Source organism: Streptomyces sp. NPDC017943 (genome assembly GCF_044328425.1).
Taxonomy (GTDB): domain Bacteria; phylum Actinomycetota; class Actinomycetes; order Streptomycetales; family Streptomycetaceae; genus Streptomyces; species Streptomyces djakartensis_A.
The window spans coordinates 321,420-338,059 of sequence record NZ_JBIRHH010000002.1 but is presented as its reverse complement, the minus strand read 5'-3'; the positions used below and the strand labels follow the sequence as shown (position 1 = coordinate 338,059).

General features: G+C 73.2%; 15 protein-coding genes. 9 read left to right on the top strand and 6 right to left on the bottom strand.

All coding sequences use genetic code 11. The features are described from left to right. Nucleotides 1-2: 2 nt before the first annotated feature. From ACH4C6_RS06355 to ACH4C6_RS06345, 3 genes are all read right to left on the bottom strand, one after another. A complete protein-coding gene (locus tag ACH4C6_RS06355; RefSeq protein WP_398107358.1) occupies nt 3-569 on the bottom strand; it encodes a winged helix-turn-helix domain-containing protein in 567 nt (188 codons plus the stop codon). Nucleotides 570-812: 243 nt separating this feature from the next. Next, a complete protein-coding gene (locus tag ACH4C6_RS06350) occupies nt 813-2,801 on the bottom strand; it encodes an FAD/NAD(P)-binding protein (protein ID WP_398107357.1) in 1,989 nt (662 codons plus the stop codon). Then, on the bottom strand, nt 2,798-3,805 hold the full coding sequence (locus tag ACH4C6_RS06345) for an amino acid ABC transporter permease (protein WP_398107356.1): 1,008 nt from the start codon (nt 3,803-3,805) through the stop codon (nt 2,798-2,800). The genes ACH4C6_RS06350 and ACH4C6_RS06345 overlap by 4 nt, the downstream gene beginning before the upstream one ends. Before the next feature lie 609 nt (nt 3,806-4,414). Between ACH4C6_RS06345 and ACH4C6_RS06340 the strand changes: the two genes are divergently transcribed. From ACH4C6_RS06340 to ACH4C6_RS06300, 9 genes are all read left to right on the top strand, one after another. Further along, nucleotides 4,415-5,542: an LLM class flavin-dependent oxidoreductase gene (locus tag ACH4C6_RS06340; protein WP_398107355.1), complete on the top strand. Its 1,128-nt coding sequence runs from the start codon at nt 4,415-4,417 to the stop codon at nt 5,540-5,542. Further along, nucleotides 5,539-6,075: a GNAT family N-acetyltransferase gene (locus ACH4C6_RS06335; protein ID WP_398107354.1), complete on the top strand. Its 537-nt coding sequence runs from the start codon at nt 5,539-5,541 to the stop codon at nt 6,073-6,075. Before ACH4C6_RS06340 ends, ACH4C6_RS06335 begins: the two co-directional genes overlap by 4 nt. Further along, on the top strand, nt 6,072-7,016 hold the full coding sequence (locus ACH4C6_RS06330) for an ABC transporter substrate-binding protein (RefSeq protein WP_398107353.1): 945 nt from the start codon (nt 6,072-6,074) through the stop codon (nt 7,014-7,016). The genes ACH4C6_RS06335 and ACH4C6_RS06330 overlap by 4 nt, the downstream gene beginning before the upstream one ends. A 21-nt stretch (nt 7,017-7,037) precedes the next feature. After that, the gene (locus ACH4C6_RS06325; protein WP_398107352.1) at nt 7,038-8,069 is read left to right on the top strand and encodes an amino acid ABC transporter permease; all 1,032 of its coding nucleotides are present in this window, start codon (nt 7,038-7,040) and stop codon (nt 8,067-8,069) included. Then, entirely contained in the window at nt 8,066-8,830 is a 765-nt protein-coding gene (locus ACH4C6_RS06320; RefSeq protein WP_398107351.1) for an amino acid ABC transporter ATP-binding protein, read from the top strand. The genes ACH4C6_RS06325 and ACH4C6_RS06320 overlap by 4 nt, the downstream gene beginning before the upstream one ends. Nucleotides 8,831-8,888: 58 nt before the next feature. Beyond that, the gene (locus ACH4C6_RS06315; RefSeq protein WP_398107350.1) at nt 8,889-9,878 is read left to right on the top strand and encodes an ABC transporter substrate-binding protein; all 990 of its coding nucleotides are present in this window, start codon (nt 8,889-8,891) and stop codon (nt 9,876-9,878) included. Between the two features lie 80 nt (nt 9,879-9,958). Next, on the top strand, nt 9,959-10,516 hold the full coding sequence (ssuE, locus tag ACH4C6_RS06310) for an NADPH-dependent FMN reductase (protein ID WP_398107349.1): 558 nt from the start codon (nt 9,959-9,961) through the stop codon (nt 10,514-10,516). Between the two features lie 193 nt (nt 10,517-10,709). Further along, nucleotides 10,710-10,859: a hypothetical protein gene (locus tag ACH4C6_RS06305; RefSeq protein WP_398107348.1), complete on the top strand. Its 150-nt coding sequence runs from the start codon at nt 10,710-10,712 to the stop codon at nt 10,857-10,859. Nucleotides 10,860-10,980: 121 nt separating this feature from the next. Continuing rightward, nucleotides 10,981-11,844, top strand: a complete 864-nt coding sequence (locus tag ACH4C6_RS06300) for a glutathione S-transferase C-terminal domain-containing protein (RefSeq protein ID WP_398107347.1) — start codon at nt 10,981-10,983, stop codon at nt 11,842-11,844. A gap of 71 nt (nt 11,845-11,915) precedes the next feature. Here ACH4C6_RS06300 and ACH4C6_RS06295 read toward each other — a convergent pair whose 3' ends face one another. From ACH4C6_RS06295 to ACH4C6_RS06285, 3 genes are all read right to left on the bottom strand, one after another. Then, a complete protein-coding gene (locus ACH4C6_RS06295) occupies nt 11,916-13,067 on the bottom strand; it encodes a homoserine O-acetyltransferase (RefSeq protein ID WP_398107928.1) in 1,152 nt (383 codons plus the stop codon). Continuing rightward, the gene (locus ACH4C6_RS06290; protein ID WP_398107346.1) at nt 13,064-14,425 is read right to left on the bottom strand and encodes a bifunctional o-acetylhomoserine/o-acetylserine sulfhydrylase; all 1,362 of its coding nucleotides are present in this window, start codon (nt 14,423-14,425) and stop codon (nt 13,064-13,066) included. Before ACH4C6_RS06290 ends, ACH4C6_RS06295 begins: the two co-directional genes overlap by 4 nt. A 377-nt stretch (nt 14,426-14,802) precedes the next feature. Continuing rightward, nucleotides 14,803-16,296 carry a PHB depolymerase family esterase gene (locus tag ACH4C6_RS06285; RefSeq protein WP_398107345.1) on the bottom strand — a complete coding sequence of 498 codons (1,494 nt, stop codon included), beginning with the start codon at nt 16,294-16,296 and terminating at the stop codon, nt 14,803-14,805. Between the last annotated feature and the right edge of the window lie 344 nt (nt 16,297-16,640).

The window sequence follows — 16,640 nt, the reverse complement described above, 5'->3', positions numbered from 1 at the left end:
CCTCAAGGTCGGTGGCGGGGTGCGGCGCCGGGGTTGTGCCGCTCGGGCACGTACTTGTAGCCCACGCGCCGCACCGTGGCGATCGTGTGCCGGTGTGCCGCGCCGAGCTTGCGGCGCAGCCGGGCGACGTGGACGTCCACGGTCCGTCCGTCGCCCACGTGGTCGTAGCCCCAGACGGCGGCGACCAGGCGCTCGCGCGTGTGCACCTGGTGCGGATGCCGGACGAGATGGGCCAGCAGCGCGAACTCCAGGTAGGTCAGGTCGAGTTGACGGCCGTCCACCTCGGCGACCCGGCGGGCCGGGTCGACCTGGACGGCGCCGTCGCCGAAGCGCGGGGCGGCGGCCGGGACCACCGCCTCCACGGGCCGGATCTCGGGCCGCGGGCCGTCCTTGGCGAACAGGTCCCCGATGTCCGTGCCCTCCGGGACCAGTACGAGGTAGCTCACGAGGCGCGAGGCGCCGGGGCCGGTCGTGCCGTCGACCCCCGCGTCGCCCACCAGGTGGAGGCGGCGGGTCTCGACGGGCGGGGCTGCCGGAGGGGTGGTCCGGGCCGGGAGTGCCGTGGTCATGGGATGTCCCTCGATGTCTGCGGGCCGCCGGGGCCCGGGTACGGGCGCGTCCGGCGGCGGGAAAGATGAAGGTGAGGTGAGCCGGAGTGGCACCTGCGGCGGTCGGCCGGGTGCCTCAGGCGCAACAGCAGGCGGCGCTGACGACGTGACCGAAGTCGACATGCCGACGGCGAACGAGTCGCTGCTGTGTACGGGACATGTACACCATCCTGTGCATCCTCCATGGACACCGTCAAGGCTTTCCTAGTAACTCGATAGGAAACGTGGGGAATGACTCACGGCCGGATCGCTCAGGGTGCGCAGCAGCCGACGGGCCACCGAGTCGTTCTGGCGGAAGGCGGGAGCGTCGGTACGGGGCCGGGCGAAGGCGGCGACCGCCCGGCTGTTCGTGGGGGCGCCGAGCGCGAGCCGGCGCGGGTGCGGTCCGCCCAGGGCCGGGTCCAGGACATGGGCGTCGCCGGGGGAGACGCTCAGCAGGCCGGAACGGTGCGTCCGGGTGGCGTCCCTGACGACCTCTTCGCTGAGGGAGCCCCGGCGGTACAGGTCACGCAGCAGGGGGTCCTCGGTGCGGGCCAGCGAAGGGGCGGGCAGATACGCCTCGATCAGCGCCGTCGCGCGGACGGTCCGGCCGGGGACGGTGGGGCTGGTGGCGGTGAACGTGCCCGTGGCCTCGTCGGTGCCGACGCGCATGCCGGCCCCCACGAACCGGACGACACCCGCCCGGGACAGCGCGTGCAGTTGCCGCAGCCGGTCCCCGGGCGGCCCGGAGGCGAGGAAGCTGAAGAACCCGTGCCACCAGCCGTCGAGGTGGTCCGCGACCGAACGGGCCGTGAGCCGCCCCGAGGCGAGCAGCCGCGGCAGCGCGCCGTACACCGACAGCAGGGCGAGGAACGCTCCGAGATCGGCGCTGAACTCCCCGTCCTCCCGGCGCGCCACGTCCTCGGCGATGTGGTCGCGCAGGAAGTCCTGGAAGGCCTCGGACGTGGCGAACGTACGGCCGTCCAAGGGGCGGTCGAGAGCCTCGAAGTCCAGCCGGTCCGCCGGGTCGGGCACGGCCGCGGCGACGAGGGCGGTCATCTCCTCGGCGTACCACTCGAGGCCGTCGTAGGCGGCGGCGAACTCGCGCCAGGGGAGGGCGGTGCGGCCCGGGTGGGCGTGGAACAGCTCGTGGTAGTGGCCGAACCCGATCTCCTTGGCCATCAGCGGCCACACGTCACGGCGCAGGTCCAGCGGGCCGGGCCGGGTGAGCAGCAGGTCCACCGCCTCGGGGCCGAAGTACCTTGGCAGGGCGGGGCGCGGGCCGCGGAGCCGGTAGCGGGTCTTGGAGTGGTACGGCACGCCGCGCCGCGACCCGACGTGCAGGACGGGCTCACGGCCCGACGGAACGTAGGTGAGCGTGCCGTCGCCGCCGGTGCGGTACGTACCGCCGCGCCCCTCGGTGAGCAGCACCAGCAGATCGATGAAGGCCAGTCCGAGGCCCCGCACGACGACGTGTTCGCCGGGGCGCAGTCCCGAGAGGTCCGCGTCGGCCGAGAACTCCGGCGGCAGGTGGAAGCGCCCGTGGCGGCGGGCGAACGCGGCGAGCGGGCGGTGCTCGGCCGGCGGGGCGGAGCCCAGGTGTCCCTGGGTGAGGACCACCAGGTCGGCCGCGAGCGGGGTGGGCCGCCCGGCGAGGTGCACGCACTGCCGGCCGTCCGGGTGGCCGGTGACGGCGGTCGCGGTGGTGCGGTGCACCTCGAGGGTGACCGAGGCGGGCAGTTGGGCCACCGCGTGCCGGAACACCCAGTCCAGGTAAGCGCTTTGAGCGCGGCGCGTGGGGAAGTCGGTTCCGCTCAGCGAGCGCAGCTCGGCCAGGACCCCGGGGTCGGCGGGGACGAAGTCCGGTGCGTGACGGGGGCCCCGGCCCGAGAGCCCGGCGGCCCATTCGGCCAATGAGGGGCCGGGGCGCACCGGGCCCTCGATCGTGGAGGACTCGTCGGTGAACATGGTGACGTCCTCCGCCATGGAGTTCATCCGCAGCAGCGGGGACTGGTCGTGCCGCCAGACCCGCCCGGGCCCGGGCGGATACGGGTCCACCAGGTGGATGTGCAACTGGCTTCCCTCAGGCCATAGTTCGGGCGCGTTCGCTGCGATGCGCTCGAGCAGCCCGGTGGCACGCGGGCCCGCGCCCACGACGACCAGGACGGCCGGCGAGGCGCCGCCGACGCCGCCCCCCGGTGCGGCGCCCGTCACCGGTCACCGCCGATTGCGGGGCGGGCCTCGGAGGCCGTCACCGTGCCCAGCCGCACGCGGGCGGACGCCGCGCGCGCCCGCAGCCGTTGCAGCGGAGTCGGCGGCAGAGCGCGGGAGTCGCCGCGTGCGTAGTGCCGTTCGACGTAGTACTGGCCGGCCCCCAGCACGCTGGTGACCGCGACGTACCAGAGGGTGGCGACCAGCAGCAGCGGGATGACCTCGTACGTCTGGTGGTAGATCAACTGCGTGGAGTACAGCAGGTCGTGCACCGCCAGCACGCTGACGATGCTGGTGCCCTTCAGCGTGCCGATCAGCATGTTCCCGGCGGTCGGGACGATGGAGCGCATGGCTTGGGGGACGACGATGCGCCCCAGTGTGCGGCGCCTGCCGAGACCGAGGGCCTGCGCGGCCTCCGTCTGGCCGGGGTCGACGGACAGGATGCCGCCGCGCACCACCTCGGCGGCGTAGGCGCTCTCGTGGAGGGTCAGGCCGACGACCGCGGTGAGGGTCGGACCGAGCAGGTCGACGGTTCTGACGGTGACGAACTCCGGGCCGAAGGGGACACCGAGGCCGAGCGTCGGGTACAGGGCGCCGATGTTGAACCAGAACAGCAGCTGGACCAGCAGGGGAGTGGACCGGAAGACCCACACGTAGCCCCAGCTCAGGGTGCGCAGCACCGGATTGCCGGACAGCCGCATCACCGCCAGGACGGTGCCGAGCACGAACCCCAGCACCATCACGATCGCGGTCAGCCACAGGGTCAGCAGCAGTCCGTCGAGCACGGCTGCCGTGGTGAAGTACCGCCCCACGACGCCCCATTGGAAGGCCGGGTTGCGGACGACGGAGTGGAGCGCCATCGCGCACACGGCCAGCGCGGCGACAGCCGCCGCCCAGCGGCCGAGGCGCCGGCGCGGCACGATCCGCGGCGGGCCGGAACCGGCCTCCTCCGTGCGGAGCGGACGTTTCGTGACGGGGACGGACGTGACGTCGGAAGACGTGACCATGGGGAGGCTCTCCGGGAGAGGGATTCAGGCGAGGGCGACCGCCCGGGGCGCCCGTCGCCGCGCGCAGCGCACGAGCGCCGCGCGGAGACGAAGGGGGGCCGGGAAGCTGCGTCGTCACGGTCGCCGCGTCCCTCAACGCGGCAGCGGAAGCGGGCTCACGCGAGGCGGAGCCGTCCGCCGTCGATCGTATGGGTCCACGGCACGGATGTGTCAACAACGCCCGACGGGAGGCACGGACGCGGGGGTCCGGCATCCGGTCGCTTCTTGACGCGACGCTTGATGTCCTGCTCAATTAGGCGCATGGACGCCCAGCAGCGCTTGGTCTCGCGCGACCACATCGACTTCGGTCGGGTGTGGTCCGCGGCGTGTTGCGCCTGACTCGGCAGCGGACCCTCCGGCCGGCCCTTCCCTCCTTCGGTGACCCCGTCCCCTCGGTGATCCCGTCGCGAGCCGGTCCTCCTCTTCGCGCGCGCTGCCGCACCCGTTCCTCCTGACGCACGGCGTCGTCACCTCGTGAACGCACCGGCCCTCGACCGGCCGGTCATCTCCCGCTGCACGCAGGGCGGTTCGCCCTGCCCGCGTGCGGTCACTCCCGAAAGGCCCCTTCCCATGCCCGTGGAGTTCCTCGGCATCGCCGCCACCAACGACGGCTCCGAAACCACCCCGCGCTCCGGCGCGGCCTTCGACAAGGACTACACCCTCCGCCTCGCCCGGGCCCACGAGGAGCACGGCTGGGACCGCGTGCTGTTCGCCTACGGGTCCGGTTCGCCCGATCCGGCGCCGGCCGCCGCGTACATCGCGAGCCGCCTGGACCGGTTGCAGATCCTGCTCGCGCACCGGCCCAACGTGTCGTACCCGACGTTCGCCGCGAAGACCTTCGCCACCCTCGACCAGATCAGCGAGGGCCGGCTGACCGTGCACTTCATCACCGGCGGCAACGACCACGAACAGGGCCGCGAGGGCGACACCCTCACCAAGGACGAGCGCTACGCCCGCACCCGCGAGTACATCCGGATCGTCAAGAAGATCTGGACCACGCACGAGCCCTTCGACCACGAGGGCGAGCACTACCGCTTCCACGACTTCGTCAGTGACGTCTTCCCGGCCCAACAGCCCCGCCCGGGCGTGTCCTTCGGCGGCTCCTCGCCCGCCGCCCTCGCCGCCGGCGGCGCCGAGGCCGACATCTACTGCCTGTGGGGCGAGCCCCTGGCGCGAACCGCCGAGCAGATCGAGCACGTGAAGGCCGCAGCGAAGGCGGCCGGACGTACCGACGTCCCGCGCATCCAGGTGGCGTTCCGGCCCATCATCGCCCCGACCGAGGAACTGGCCTGGGAGAAGGCCCACCGCACGCTCGGTGCCATCCGGGAGCAGGGCGCGGCCGGGCCCGCACGGCGCCGGCGCGTCGGCGCCCCGCAGAACACCGGTTCGCAGCGGCTGATCGCCATCGCGGAGCAAGGCGAGCGCTACGACCGCGCCCTGTGGACCCCGACCGCCGCGGCGACCGGCGGCGCCGGCAACTCCAACGCCCTGGTCGGCACCCCCGAGACCGTGGCACAGGCGCTGCTCGACTACTACGACCTCGGGGTCGACATCCTCTCCGCGCGCGGCTACGACCTGCTGGACGACGCCATCGACTTCGGCCGGTACGTGATCCCCCTCGTCCGTGAGGAGGTCGCCAGGCGCGACGCCGAGCGGGCCGCGCGCGAGGACCGGGCCGGGGCGGTGGTGGGCGCATGACCTCGGCAGCCCCCGTGCCGCCCCGGGCGGCGCAGCCGGCCGTCGTTCACGTCCCCGTCTCCGACCCGCGGGTGAGACCCCTGCTGCGCGAACTGGGTCACGAGTACGCGACGCGGTACGGCAAGGACGCGCACGCCGAGATCGCCCGCTACCCCGACGAGGAGTTCACCCCGCCGCACGGCGGCCTGCTCCTGCTGCTGCTGGAGCACGGCGCTCCCGTGGCCGGCGGTGCCTTCCGCCGCCACGACGCCACCACGGCCGAGCTGAAACGGATCTGGACGCACTCCGCGCACCGCCGGCGCGGACTCGCCCGCCGGGTGCTCGGCGAACTGGAACACGAGGCGGGCGCACGGGGCTACCGGCGGATCTTCCTGACCACCGGGCCCCGCCAGCCCGAGGCCCGCGCCCTGTACCTCGCCACGGGCTACACACCCCTGTTCGACACCGCGGCCGACCCGGAGACCATCGGCCCGCTGCCCTTCGAGAAGCACCTCCCTCCCGTCCCGCCCACCGGAAAGGCCACGGACCTGTGAAGCTCCCCGGCACCCGAGGCCGCCTGCGCAGCGCCACGGCCCTCGCGCTCCTGCCGCTGCTGGGGCTGACCGCCTGCGGCTCCGGCAACACCGCCGCGGCCGGCGCGCAGACCTCACCCGCGCCCGCCGGTGACCCGGTCGCCGCCGTACGCGAGGTGGCCTCCGTCGCCGCGCTGCTGCCGGCCGACGTCCGCCGGTCGGGCACCCTGCGGGTCGGCAGCTCGGTCGGCCTCCCGCCGGGCGCGTACTACCCGAACGGCCCGGACAAGGCCCCGGCAGGGCAGGACATCGACCTCGCCGACGCGGTCGCCAAGGTCCTCGGACTGCGGCTGCACCGCCAGGACGCCTCCTTCGAGACGATCCTGCCCGCCCTCGGCAGCGGCAAGTACGACGTCGGCACGGGCAACTTCGGCGTCACCACCGAGCGCCTGAAGACCATCGACTTCGTCACGTACATCAACGACGGCCAGGGCTTCGCGGTGAGGAAGGGCAACACGGAGATCCGCAAGGTGACCGACCTGACCCAGCTGTGCGGGCTGACCATCGGCACCGGCGCCGGCACCACCTTCGAGACGACGCTCACCGCCCGCAAGGGCGTGTGCGCCGCGGCCGGCAAAAAGCCGTACGACGTGAAGGTCTACTCGGAGAACGCGGCGACGCTCACCGCGCTCCAGCAGGGCCGCATCGACGTCGTCATGTCGACCATCAACGGCCTGCGCCACCAGGCGTCCCGCGCCGCCTCGCGGACCACGTTCCTCGGCGAGTACCGCCGCCTCGACGTCGGCTTCGCCTTCAAGAAGGGCTCGCCCCTCACCAAGGCCTTCCGGGCCGCCGTCGACGAGCTGATCGCGGACGGCACCTACGCGCGGATCCTCCGCAAGTGGGGCACGTCCGCCTCCGCGATCGAGACCTCGCGCATCAACCCGCCCGAGCACCCCTAGAAGCCGAGCAGGAACACCACGATGGCATCCACCACCGGCGCCGCGCCCTCCGGCACGGCCGCAGCGGACACCCGCCCCGACCCGCCCGCCGTCCCGGACGGGCCGGCCTCCCTCAAGGTCGTCCCGGCCCGCCACTACGGCCGCTGGGCGGCGGCCGCAGCCGTGATCGTGCTGGTCGCCCAGTTCGTGCACGGACTGGCCACCAACCCCGTGTGGGAGTGGGGCGTCTTCCGCGACTACGTCCTGTCCGAGACGATCGTCGAGGCGGTCTGGGTCACCCTCCAACTGACCGCCTACGCCACCGTCCTGGGCTTCCTCCTGGGCACCGTCCTGGCCTTCATGCGGCTGTCCCGCAGCCCGGTGCTGCAGACCGTCGCCTGGACGTACATCTGGGTCTTCCGGTCGATCCCGATGATCGTGCAGCTGGTGTTCTGGTTCAACCTGAGCGCCCTGTACCGGGAGTTGGGCGTCGGGATCCCCTTCGGCCCGGTGTTCTGGTCGGTCGACAGCAACAGCCTCATCGGCACCATCGGCGCCGCCGTCATCGGCCTGACACTCCATCAGGCGGCCTACGCCGCCGAGATCGTCCGCGGCGGCGTCATCTCCGTCGACCCCGGCCAGCTGGAGGCCGCCGCCGCGCTCGGCGTCCCCCGGTTCCGGCAGATCCGGCGCATCGTCCTGCCCCAGGCCATGCGCGCCATCCTGCCCACCGCCGGCAACGAGATCATCGGCCTGCTGAAAGGCACCTCGGTCGTCTACGTGATGTCCATCGGCGAACTCTTCTACCAGGTCCAGGTCGTCTACGGCCGCAACGGCCGGGTCATCCCGCTGCTGCTGGTCGCCACCGCCTGGTACGTGCTGCTGACCACCCTGCTGTCGGTCGCCCAGTACTACGTCGAACGCCACTACGCCCGCGGCAGCGACCGCACCCCGCCCCCCACCCCCCTCCAGCGCGCCCGGCGCCTGGTGCGGGCCCTGCGCGTGGCAGCAGCCCGGCCCGAGCAGCCCGTCGTACCGCTGAACACCCTCGGACCCCTGGGAGGAAGCCGATGAGCGAGGTCATGGTGGACGTGCACGGCGTCCACAAGAGCTTCGGCCCGCTGGAGGTGCTGCGCGGCGTCGACCTTCAGGTCCGGGCCGGCGAGGTCACCGTCGTCCTCGGCCCGTCCGGCTCCGGCAAGTCCACCCTGCTGCGCACCATCAACCACCTGGAGAAGGTCAGCCGCGGCTGGATCACCATCGACGGCGAACTCATCGGCTACCGCCGCTCGGGGAACCGGCTGCACGAACTGAAGGAGAAGGACGTCCTGAAGCAGCGCACCCACATCGGGTTCGTCTTCCAGAACTTCAACCTCTTCCCCCACCTGAACGTGCTGGAGAACCTGATCGAGGCCCCGGTCTCCGCGCTGCGCCGCCCCCGCCGCCGGGCGGAGGAGACGGCCCGTCGGCTGCTCGACCGGGTCGGGCTCGCCGACAAGGCCGACGCCTACCCGAGGCAGCTGTCCGGCGGCCAGCAGCAGCGCGTCGCCATCGCCCGCGCGCTCGCCCTCGAACCCAAGGTGCTGCTCTTCGACGAGCCCACCTCGGCCCTCGACCCGGAACTGGTCGGCGAGGTCCTCGACGTCATCAAGGACCTGGCCCGCACCGGCACGACCATGATCGTCGTCACCCACGAGATCGGCTTCGCCCGCGAGGTCGCCGACACCGTCGTCTTCATGGACGGCGGTGTCGTCGTGGAGCAGGGCCCGCCCTCGGCCGTCCTCGACGCCCCGCAGCACGCGCGCACCCGCGCCTTCCTCTCCAAGGTCCTGTGAGCCGCGCCGCTCCGCATGCCGTCCCCGACCCTCGTCCCCGCACGCAAGGAGCACCGCCGTGACCACCGCCCCCACCGCACGCCGCACGACCGCCGTCGCAGCACTCGGCCTCGCCGCCGCCCTCGTCCTCGCCGGCTGCGCCGATCCCGACGAGGGCGGCACGACCGAGGTCGCGGCCACCTCCGGCGGCACGACGAAGATCGACACCAGTCCCGACCGGAAGCGCGTCACGACCGCCGAGGTCGACGCCATCGCCGCCCGCGTCCCGGAGCGCATCCGCAAGAGAGGGACCCTGGAGCTCGTGGCGGCCGCGGGCTCCGCGGCCCCGCTGACCTTCTACGCCACCGACAACCGGACCGTCATCGGCGTGGAACCCGACCTCGCCCACCTCGTCGCCGACGTCCTCGGCCTCAAGCCGCACATCACCACCGTGTCCTGGGAGAACATCTTCGTCGGCCTCGACAGCGCCAAGTACGACGCCGCATTCAGCAACATCACCGTCACCGAGGAACGCAAGGAGAAGTACGACTTCGCCACCTACCGCGAGGACAACCTGGGCTTCGAGGCGAAGAAGGGCAGCGGCCTGAAGGTGACCGGCCCCGCGGACGTGGCGGGCCTGACCGTCGCCGTCAGCAGCGGCACCAACCAGGAGAAGCTCCTGATCGAGTGGAGCGAGGAGAACGAGAAGGCCGGCCGCGAACCGGTGGACATCGCCTACTACCAGAACGACAGCGACACCCGACTCGCCCTTCAGTCCGGCCGCATCGACCTCTACCTGGGGCCCAACCCGACCGTCGCCCACCGCGCGGCCACCACCGGCACGACCGAGGTCGTCGGCACCCACTCCGGCGCGGGCGCCGGTCTCCAAGGGCTCATCGCCGCCACCACCAAGAAGGACAGCGGCCTCGTCGAGCCGCTCGCCGACGCCATCGACCACCTCATCGACAACGGCACCTACGCCAAGGTGCTCGAGCGCTGGGGCCTGTCCGACGAGGCCGTCACCACCTCGCGGATCAACCCGCCCGGCCTGCCCAGGACCGGCAAGTAGGCGACCCGCACAGGCGGCCGCCATGCCCTCATGGGCGAACTGCCCCAGCACACCCGGTACTTCCGAAAGGACCCCCGACCATGGCCACCATCCTCTCCGTCTCCGGCAGCCCCTCCGCCACGTCCCGCACCGCCCGTCTGCTGCGCCACCTCGACCAGCGGCTGATCGCGCAGGGACACCGGGTGATCCCCTTCGACGTCCGCACCGTCCCGGCCGAGGCCCTGCTCGGCGCGGACTTCCGGCACCCCGCCATCGTCCGGGCCACGGCCCTGGTCGCGCAGGCGGACGGGCTCGTCGTCGGCACCCCCGTCTACAAGGCCGCCTACTCCGGGCTGCTGAAGGCGCTGCTCGACCTGCTCCCGCAGTTCGCCCTGGCCGGCAAGACGATCCTCCCGCTGGCCACCGGTGGCTCCACCGCCCATGTCCTGGCCATCGACTACGCCCTGCGCCCCGTCCTCAGCTCCATGGGTGCGACGCACATCGTCCCGGGCTGGTTCACCCTCGACAAGGACCTCACCACCGCGGAGGACGGCACCCTGACCGTCGCGCCCGGCTCGGCCGAGGCCCTGGCCCAGGTCACCGACCAGTTCTCCGCCGCGCTCGGCGGCCGTACGACCGTGCTGGCGGCCACCGGGTGACCGGCGTCCTGCCCGGATGCCGGCACCCGGGGGAGGCCTGCCGATTCGGCGAAGGGGCCCTGCCCCCGCTCGGGGCCGGGCGTCCGTGCCGCCGGGCGAGACGGCAGGGCCCCGGCCGGACGGCCCTCTTGACGAGAGGCGCATACGGTCCGAGACTCCATGACGGGAACCCTAGTGAAAAGGTAGGGCAATCATGGATCGTGCCGGCCGGGCACGCGGCTCCGACGCAGCCCTCCTCGCCCTCCGGCGGTCCCCCTTGCTGACGTCCCGCCGCCACATCGATCTCCTGCGGGTGTGCAGCGCGGCCGGTTCCCCGGGCGACGGCGGTTCCGTCCCCGTCTGATCCCTCCGTCCCGAGGATCCCGTCCGGCCGCGCCGATGCCGCCGCGTGCCGCCGCCTCTCGTGCCTGTACACCGGGCCGTTCGTGCCCGTACGCCTGTGACCGAGCACCCCAGGGAGACGCATGTCCGCATCAGCCCCGACCGCCGTGCCGTCCTTCCGCGGCCGGATCGGCTGCGACGCGCGCAGCGGGTACTACGCCGCGCCGCACCGCTACCGGCTCCACCTGTCGCCGTCCTGTCCGCACTGCCTGCGCATCGCCGTCACCCACAGCCTCCTCGGCCTCGAGGACGCCCTGCCGGTGACGCTGCTCCCCGCGGTACCCGACACACCCGACGGCGGGCACACCGCCCTGCGTCCCCTGTACGAGGCCAGTTCGCACCAGCACCCCGGACCGGCCGTCGCTCCGGTGCTCAGCGACAGCTGGACCGGGACGATCGTCAGCACGCACACCCCCGGCATCCTGCGTGACATGGCCCGGCGCTTCGGCGGCGACGGACCCGACCTCGTCCCGCGCGGCGCGGAGGAGGAGATCGAGGCCGTGGCCCGGCTCTGCGACCAGGGCATCACGGCGGCCGCCCAACGCGCCGGGCGCGCCGAGGCCGCAGCGGCGGAACGGGACGCGGCCCTGACCACGCTGCTGGACACCCTGGATCTGCTGGAGTCGCGGCTGGCCGCCCGGGACCACCTGCTCGGAGCCGAACTCACCCTGGCCGACGTCCACCTGTGGGTGACGCTGGTGCAGCTCGACACCGTGCACCGGCACCATCTGGACGCCTCCGCGGTGCACCGGATCACCGGCCGTTCCACGCTGTGGGCATACGCGCGACGCCTCGCGGCCCGTCCGGCCTTCGGCCCGCACCTCGACCTGGACGGCATCGCGCGCCGGCACCACGCCCACTGCCGGGGCCGGGAGGCGGCGGGGTCGGCGGTGCAGATCGTCGACTGGGCCGCCTTCACGCGGGGGCGGACGGAGCGGGCGGGGTGAGGTGACCGCACCCGAGTGCGGCGCGCCTTCCGGCACCCCGTAGGTCCGCGTGTCCGCTGGCGCGGAGCGGATCAGCTCGTCAACTCGGCCACGAGCGCGGCGACCTGCTCCACCTCGATGAGGAACCCGTCGTGCCCGTACGGTGATTCGACCACCCGCACACGGTCCGCCCCGGGCAGCCCGGCGGCCAGCTCCGCCTGCTGGGACAGCGGGTAGAGCCGGTCGGAGTCGACCCCGGCGACCAGGGCGGGTGCGGTCACCCGGCTCAGGGCGGCCCGCACACCGCCCCGGCCGCGTCCCACGTCGTGGCTGTTCATCGCCTGCGCGAGCGTGACGTAACTGCCCGCGTCGAAGCGGCGCACGAGCTTGTCGGCGTGGTGGTCGAGATAGGACTCCACCTGGTAGCGGCCACCGCGCCAGGGGTCCTCGGCGCCCTGCGGCGCGCGGCCGAAGCGGGCCTGGAGCTCCGGTTCGCTGCGGTAGGTGACGTGCGCGAGACGCCGGGCGAGACCCAGCCCGGTGTGCGGACCGAGCCCGGCGGCGGCGTCGTGGTAGTCGCCGCCGCGCCAGTACGGGTCGCTGCGCACGGCGTGCACCTGGATGTTCGCCCAGGCGATCTGCTCCGCGCTCGCGGCGGCCGTGGTGGCGAGCAGCAGCAGGGCCCCGGTCCGCTCCGGGTGGGACACCGCCCACTCCAGCGCGCGCATCCCGCCCATCGAACCGCCGACCACGAGCGCCCAGCGGTCGACACCCAGCAGGTCCGCCAGACCGGCCTCGGCCGCCACCTGGTCCCGCTGGGTCAGGAACGGGAACGCACCGCCCCAGCGGCGCCCGCCGGGCGACACGGACGACGGTCCGGTGCTGCCCTGACAGCCCCCGAGCACGTTCGGCGCCACGACGAAGAAGCGGTCGGTGTCCAGCGCCCGCCCCGGCCCCACCAGCCCGTCCCACCAGCCGGCCGTGGGGTGCCCGGGTCCGGCCGGGCCGGCCACGTGGCTGTCACCGGTCAGGGCGTGCAGGACGAGCACCGCGTTGGACCGGTCCGGTGCCAGCCGCCCCCAGCTCTCGAACGCGAGCCGCACGCCCGGGAGTTCACCGCCCGCCTCCAACGGCAGCGGTGCGGTGCGCCGGTACCACTGCCGGCGCCCGGGCGGGTCCCCCTCCCGCCAGGCCCCGGAGGCCGGCGGGAGGGGGACCTCGGACGGCGTGAGGACGGTGCTCAGGACGCGCCCTTCGCCGCGCGGAAGCCCGCCTCCAGATCCGCCTTGAGATCGGCCAGGTTCTCGATGCCGACCGACAGGCGCACCAGGCCGGGTGAGGCACCCGTGGCCGCCAACTGCCCCTCGTCGAGCTGGCTGTGCGTCGTCGACGCCGGATGGATGATCAGGCTGCGCACGTCACCGATGTTGGCGAGGTGGCTGAACAGCTCCACGGCGTCCACGAACCGCTTGCCCGCCTCCACGCCGTCACGCAGCTCGAAGGACAGCACCGCCCCGGCTCCGCGCGGCAGGTAGCGCCGCCCCGCCTCGTACCAGCGGTTGGACGGCAGCCCCGGGTAGTGCACCGCGGCGACCTCGTCGCGCTGCTCCAGCCACTCCGCGAGGGCCTGCGCGTTGGCCGAGTGGCGCTCCAGGCGCAGGCTGAGCGTCTCCACGCCCTGCAGCAGCAGGAAGGCGGAGTGGGGGGAGAGCGCGGGGCCGAGGTCGCGCAGCAGCTGCACGCGCAGCTTGACGGCGAAGGCGCCCGGGCCGAGCGCCGGCCAGTACCGCAGGCCGTGGTAACTCGGGTCGGGCTCGGTGAAGTCCGGGAACCGCTCGGGGTGCGCACCGAAGTCGAAGGTGCCGCCGTCGACCACCACGCCCGCGATGGCGGTGCCGTGCCCGCCGAGGAACTTGGTCGCCGAGTGCACGACGATGTCCGCCCCGTGCTCGAGGGGCCGCAGCAGATAGGGGGTGGGCACGGTGTTGTCCACGATCAGCGGCACGCCCGCCTCGTGCGCCACGTCGGCGACCGCCCGTACGTCCAGCACGTTGCCGCGCGGGTTGCCGAGGGTCTCGGCGAACAGCGCCTTGGTGTTCGGCCGGACGGCACGGCGCCAGGCGTCGGCGTCGTCGGGGTCGTCCACGAAGGACACCTCGATGCCGAACCTGGGCAGGGTGTGCCGGAACAGGTTGTAGGTGCCGCCGTACAGGGACGTGCTGGAGACGATGTGGTCGCCGGCGCCGGCCAGGGTGAGAATCGCCAGCGTCTCCGCCGCCTGCCCCGAGGACAGCGCCACCGCCGCGACTCCGCCCTCCAGGGCGGCGATGCGCTGCTCGAACACGTCCTGGGTGGGGTTGTGGATCCGGGTGTAGATGTTGCCCGGCTCGGCGAGCGAGAACAGGTCCGCGGCGTGCCGGGTGTCCCGGAAGACGAACGACGTCGTCTGGTAGATCGGCGTGGCCCGGGCCCCGGTGACCGGGTCGGGCACGGCACCTGCGTGGATCTGCCGGGTCTCGAAGGACCACGCGGACGTGTCGGACCCGGCGGTGTCGTCGGCGGGTGTGTGTCCTGCGGTGACGGAGTCGATGGGCTGGCTCATGGTGGTGCTCCCAGATACGAGGGCAGGGCAGGGCAGGGCAGGCAAGCAGGTCAGGAGAGGGGCAGCGAGGGGACGTGCGGAGGTCCCGCGACGGCGGCGCGGCACGGCACGGCGGCGCGCCGCGGACGGGGTCAGGAGGTGACCGGGCCGCTTCGGGAGAGGTGACGTGACCGTCAGACCATGGGCGGACAACACATGGCGGTGACACGCACGAAGTCCACGTGGCGGCGGGTCACGAGCATGGTCATGAGCTCAGAGAACCACGACGGACGCCGCCGTACCAGCGGAACCTGCCCATTTCACACAGCGGACATGTGGGGGACACAGTCGCGCCCGTCCTGCCCGGTCGGCCGGGCAGGACGGGCGCGGTTCGCGGGTCAGGAGGAGCAGCCCGAGTCGGCCAGGATGTAGTGGCCGGGTGCCGTCTGCTCGAGGGTGTGGGTGACGAACGCGTTCCACAGCCCCATCGCCTGGCCCGAGCCCTTGGCGTAGGTGTGGCCGCCGCTCTGGTAGGCGCGTCCGGCGGCCGTGTGCGCGTAGTTGTCGGCGGTATGGCACGTCGGCGTGAACCCCGAGGTCGTGGCCGTGACGCCCGGGGAGGGCCGGCCGACGGCACCCGAGGCGTCCACGGCCGCCACGGTGTAGCCGTAGCCCGTGCCCGTGGCCAGACCCGTGTCGGTGTACGCGGTCGACGTGGCCGTGCCGACCCGGGTGCCGTCCCGGTGGACGGCGTACGAGGACGCACCGGCGACCGCGTTCCACTTCAGGGAGACGGTGTGGTCGGTGGTTCCCGTGACGGACAGTCCCGTCGGGGCGGGCAGGGATCCGCTGCCCTGGTCCTCGCCGAGTCCCCAGAAGCGGGCGGTGTGGTAGCTGGAGCAGATGGTGTCGAGGTAGTACGCGCCCGTGCTGCCGCACTGCTGCGGGCCGCTGCCCGGGTCGACCGCCAGACCGTGCGCCATGCCGGAGACGGAGTAGACCTGGACGGCAGGCCGGCCCGAGGGGTCGTCGTAGACAGTCAGCGTGGTGCCCGCGCCGAGGCTCTCCGTACGGGAGGGTGTCTGCCCGATGCCCCAGACGTTCGTCCACTGGTCGCGCAGCTCGGTGGCGTTGGCCGGCCGGACGGTGGTGTCGGCGGTGCCCTGCCAGATCGCCACGCGCGGCCAGGAGGCCGTGCCGGCGGGGGCGGCGGAGCGCACCAGGTCACCCCACTGGGCGGGGGTCCTGTCCGGAGGGCTGTACATGCAGGTGTACGCGGCCGACACACTGGTCGCGCAGCGCGCGGGCAGCCCGGAGTCGACGGCGCCGCCCGCGAAGACGTCCGGGTAGGCGGCGAGCATGTTCGCGGTCATGCCGCCGCCCGCCGACAGGCCGGTGATGTACACCCGCCGGGGATCGCTGCCGTACAGCGCGACGGCCTTGTCCACCATCTGCCTGATCGACAGCGCCTCGCCCTGGCCCCGCGCCGAGTCGCCCGGCTCGAACCAGTTGAAGCAGGAGTTGGCGTTGTTGGCGCTGCCGGTCTGGGGGAGGACCAGGGCGAAGCCGTACGCGTCGGCGAACTCGGGCCAGCCGGAGTGCGTGTAGTAGTCGGTGGCACTCTGCGTGCAGCCGTGCAGGGCGAGCACCAGGGGCGCGCCGGCCGGCAGCGCGTCCGGGGCGTAGGCGTACATGGAGAGGTTGCCGGGGTTGGTGCCGAAGCCGGTGACCTGCGTGAGGCTCGCGGCGGAGGCGGCAGGGCTCACGGTGATCAGGCCGGCGGTCAGTGCGAGAGCACCGGCCGCGGCGGCGACACAGCGGCGGACGCGTGCGCCGAGGCTGCGGCGGCGCGGGCTGAGGGGGGTCGCGGGGCGAGGGGGCGGCTGTCCCATGACGGTGGCCTCCTGGTGGGGGAGCGGGGGAGTGCGGAAGCATGGCGGGAGGGAACTGGTGGGGAGCGCTCATGTGGCCGGTGCCGTAGGGGGATCGGCCACCGTGCTGGCTGCATGGTGGAGGTGCGCCGGTCGGTGCGGACATGGGCCCGGGGGCCATGGTCGGCGCGAACATGTGTGACGGCGCTATATGGCCTGTCGAAAGACGCGTCGTGTAGGCGGCGCGATGAGGGAGAGCCGTCCCGCCCCCGTCCCTGGAACGGGGTGGGGGCCCAAACCATGACCAGACGCCGGAAGATGGTCTGCCACCCCATAGGTAGCGGGCACATGGACGCCCTAGCCTC

Excerpts from the sequence above, each read along its gene's own strand:
- ACH4C6_RS06345 (WP_398107356.1), bottom strand. The coding sequence starts at position 3,805 with ATGGTCACGTCTTCCGACGTCACGTCCGTCCCCGTCACGAAACGTCCG.
- ACH4C6_RS06325 (WP_398107352.1), top strand. The coding sequence starts at position 7,038 with ATGGCATCCACCACCGGCGCCGCGCCCTCCGGCACGGCCGCAGCGGAC.
- ACH4C6_RS06340 (WP_398107355.1), top strand. The coding sequence starts at position 4,415 with ATGCCCGTGGAGTTCCTCGGCATCGCCGCCACCAACGACGGCTCCGAA.
- ACH4C6_RS06290 (WP_398107346.1), bottom strand. The coding sequence starts at position 14,425 with ATGAGCCAGCCCATCGACTCCGTCACCGCAGGACACACACCCGCCGAC.
- ACH4C6_RS06335 (WP_398107354.1), top strand. The coding sequence starts at position 5,539 with ATGACCTCGGCAGCCCCCGTGCCGCCCCGGGCGGCGCAGCCGGCCGTC.
- ACH4C6_RS06285 (WP_398107345.1), bottom strand. The coding sequence starts at position 16,296 with ATGGGACAGCCGCCCCCTCGCCCCGCGACCCCCCTCAGCCCGCGCCGC.
- ACH4C6_RS06300 (WP_398107347.1), top strand. The coding sequence starts at position 10,981 with ATGTCCGCATCAGCCCCGACCGCCGTGCCGTCCTTCCGCGGCCGGATC.
- ACH4C6_RS06355 (WP_398107358.1), bottom strand. The coding sequence starts at position 569 with ATGACCACGGCACTCCCGGCCCGGACCACCCCTCCGGCAGCCCCGCCC.
- ssuE (WP_398107349.1), top strand. The coding sequence starts at position 9,959 with ATGGCCACCATCCTCTCCGTCTCCGGCAGCCCCTCCGCCACGTCCCGC.
- ACH4C6_RS06320 (WP_398107351.1), top strand. The coding sequence starts at position 8,066 with ATGAGCGAGGTCATGGTGGACGTGCACGGCGTCCACAAGAGCTTCGGC.
- ACH4C6_RS06305 (WP_398107348.1), top strand. The coding sequence starts at position 10,710 with ATGGATCGTGCCGGCCGGGCACGCGGCTCCGACGCAGCCCTCCTCGCC.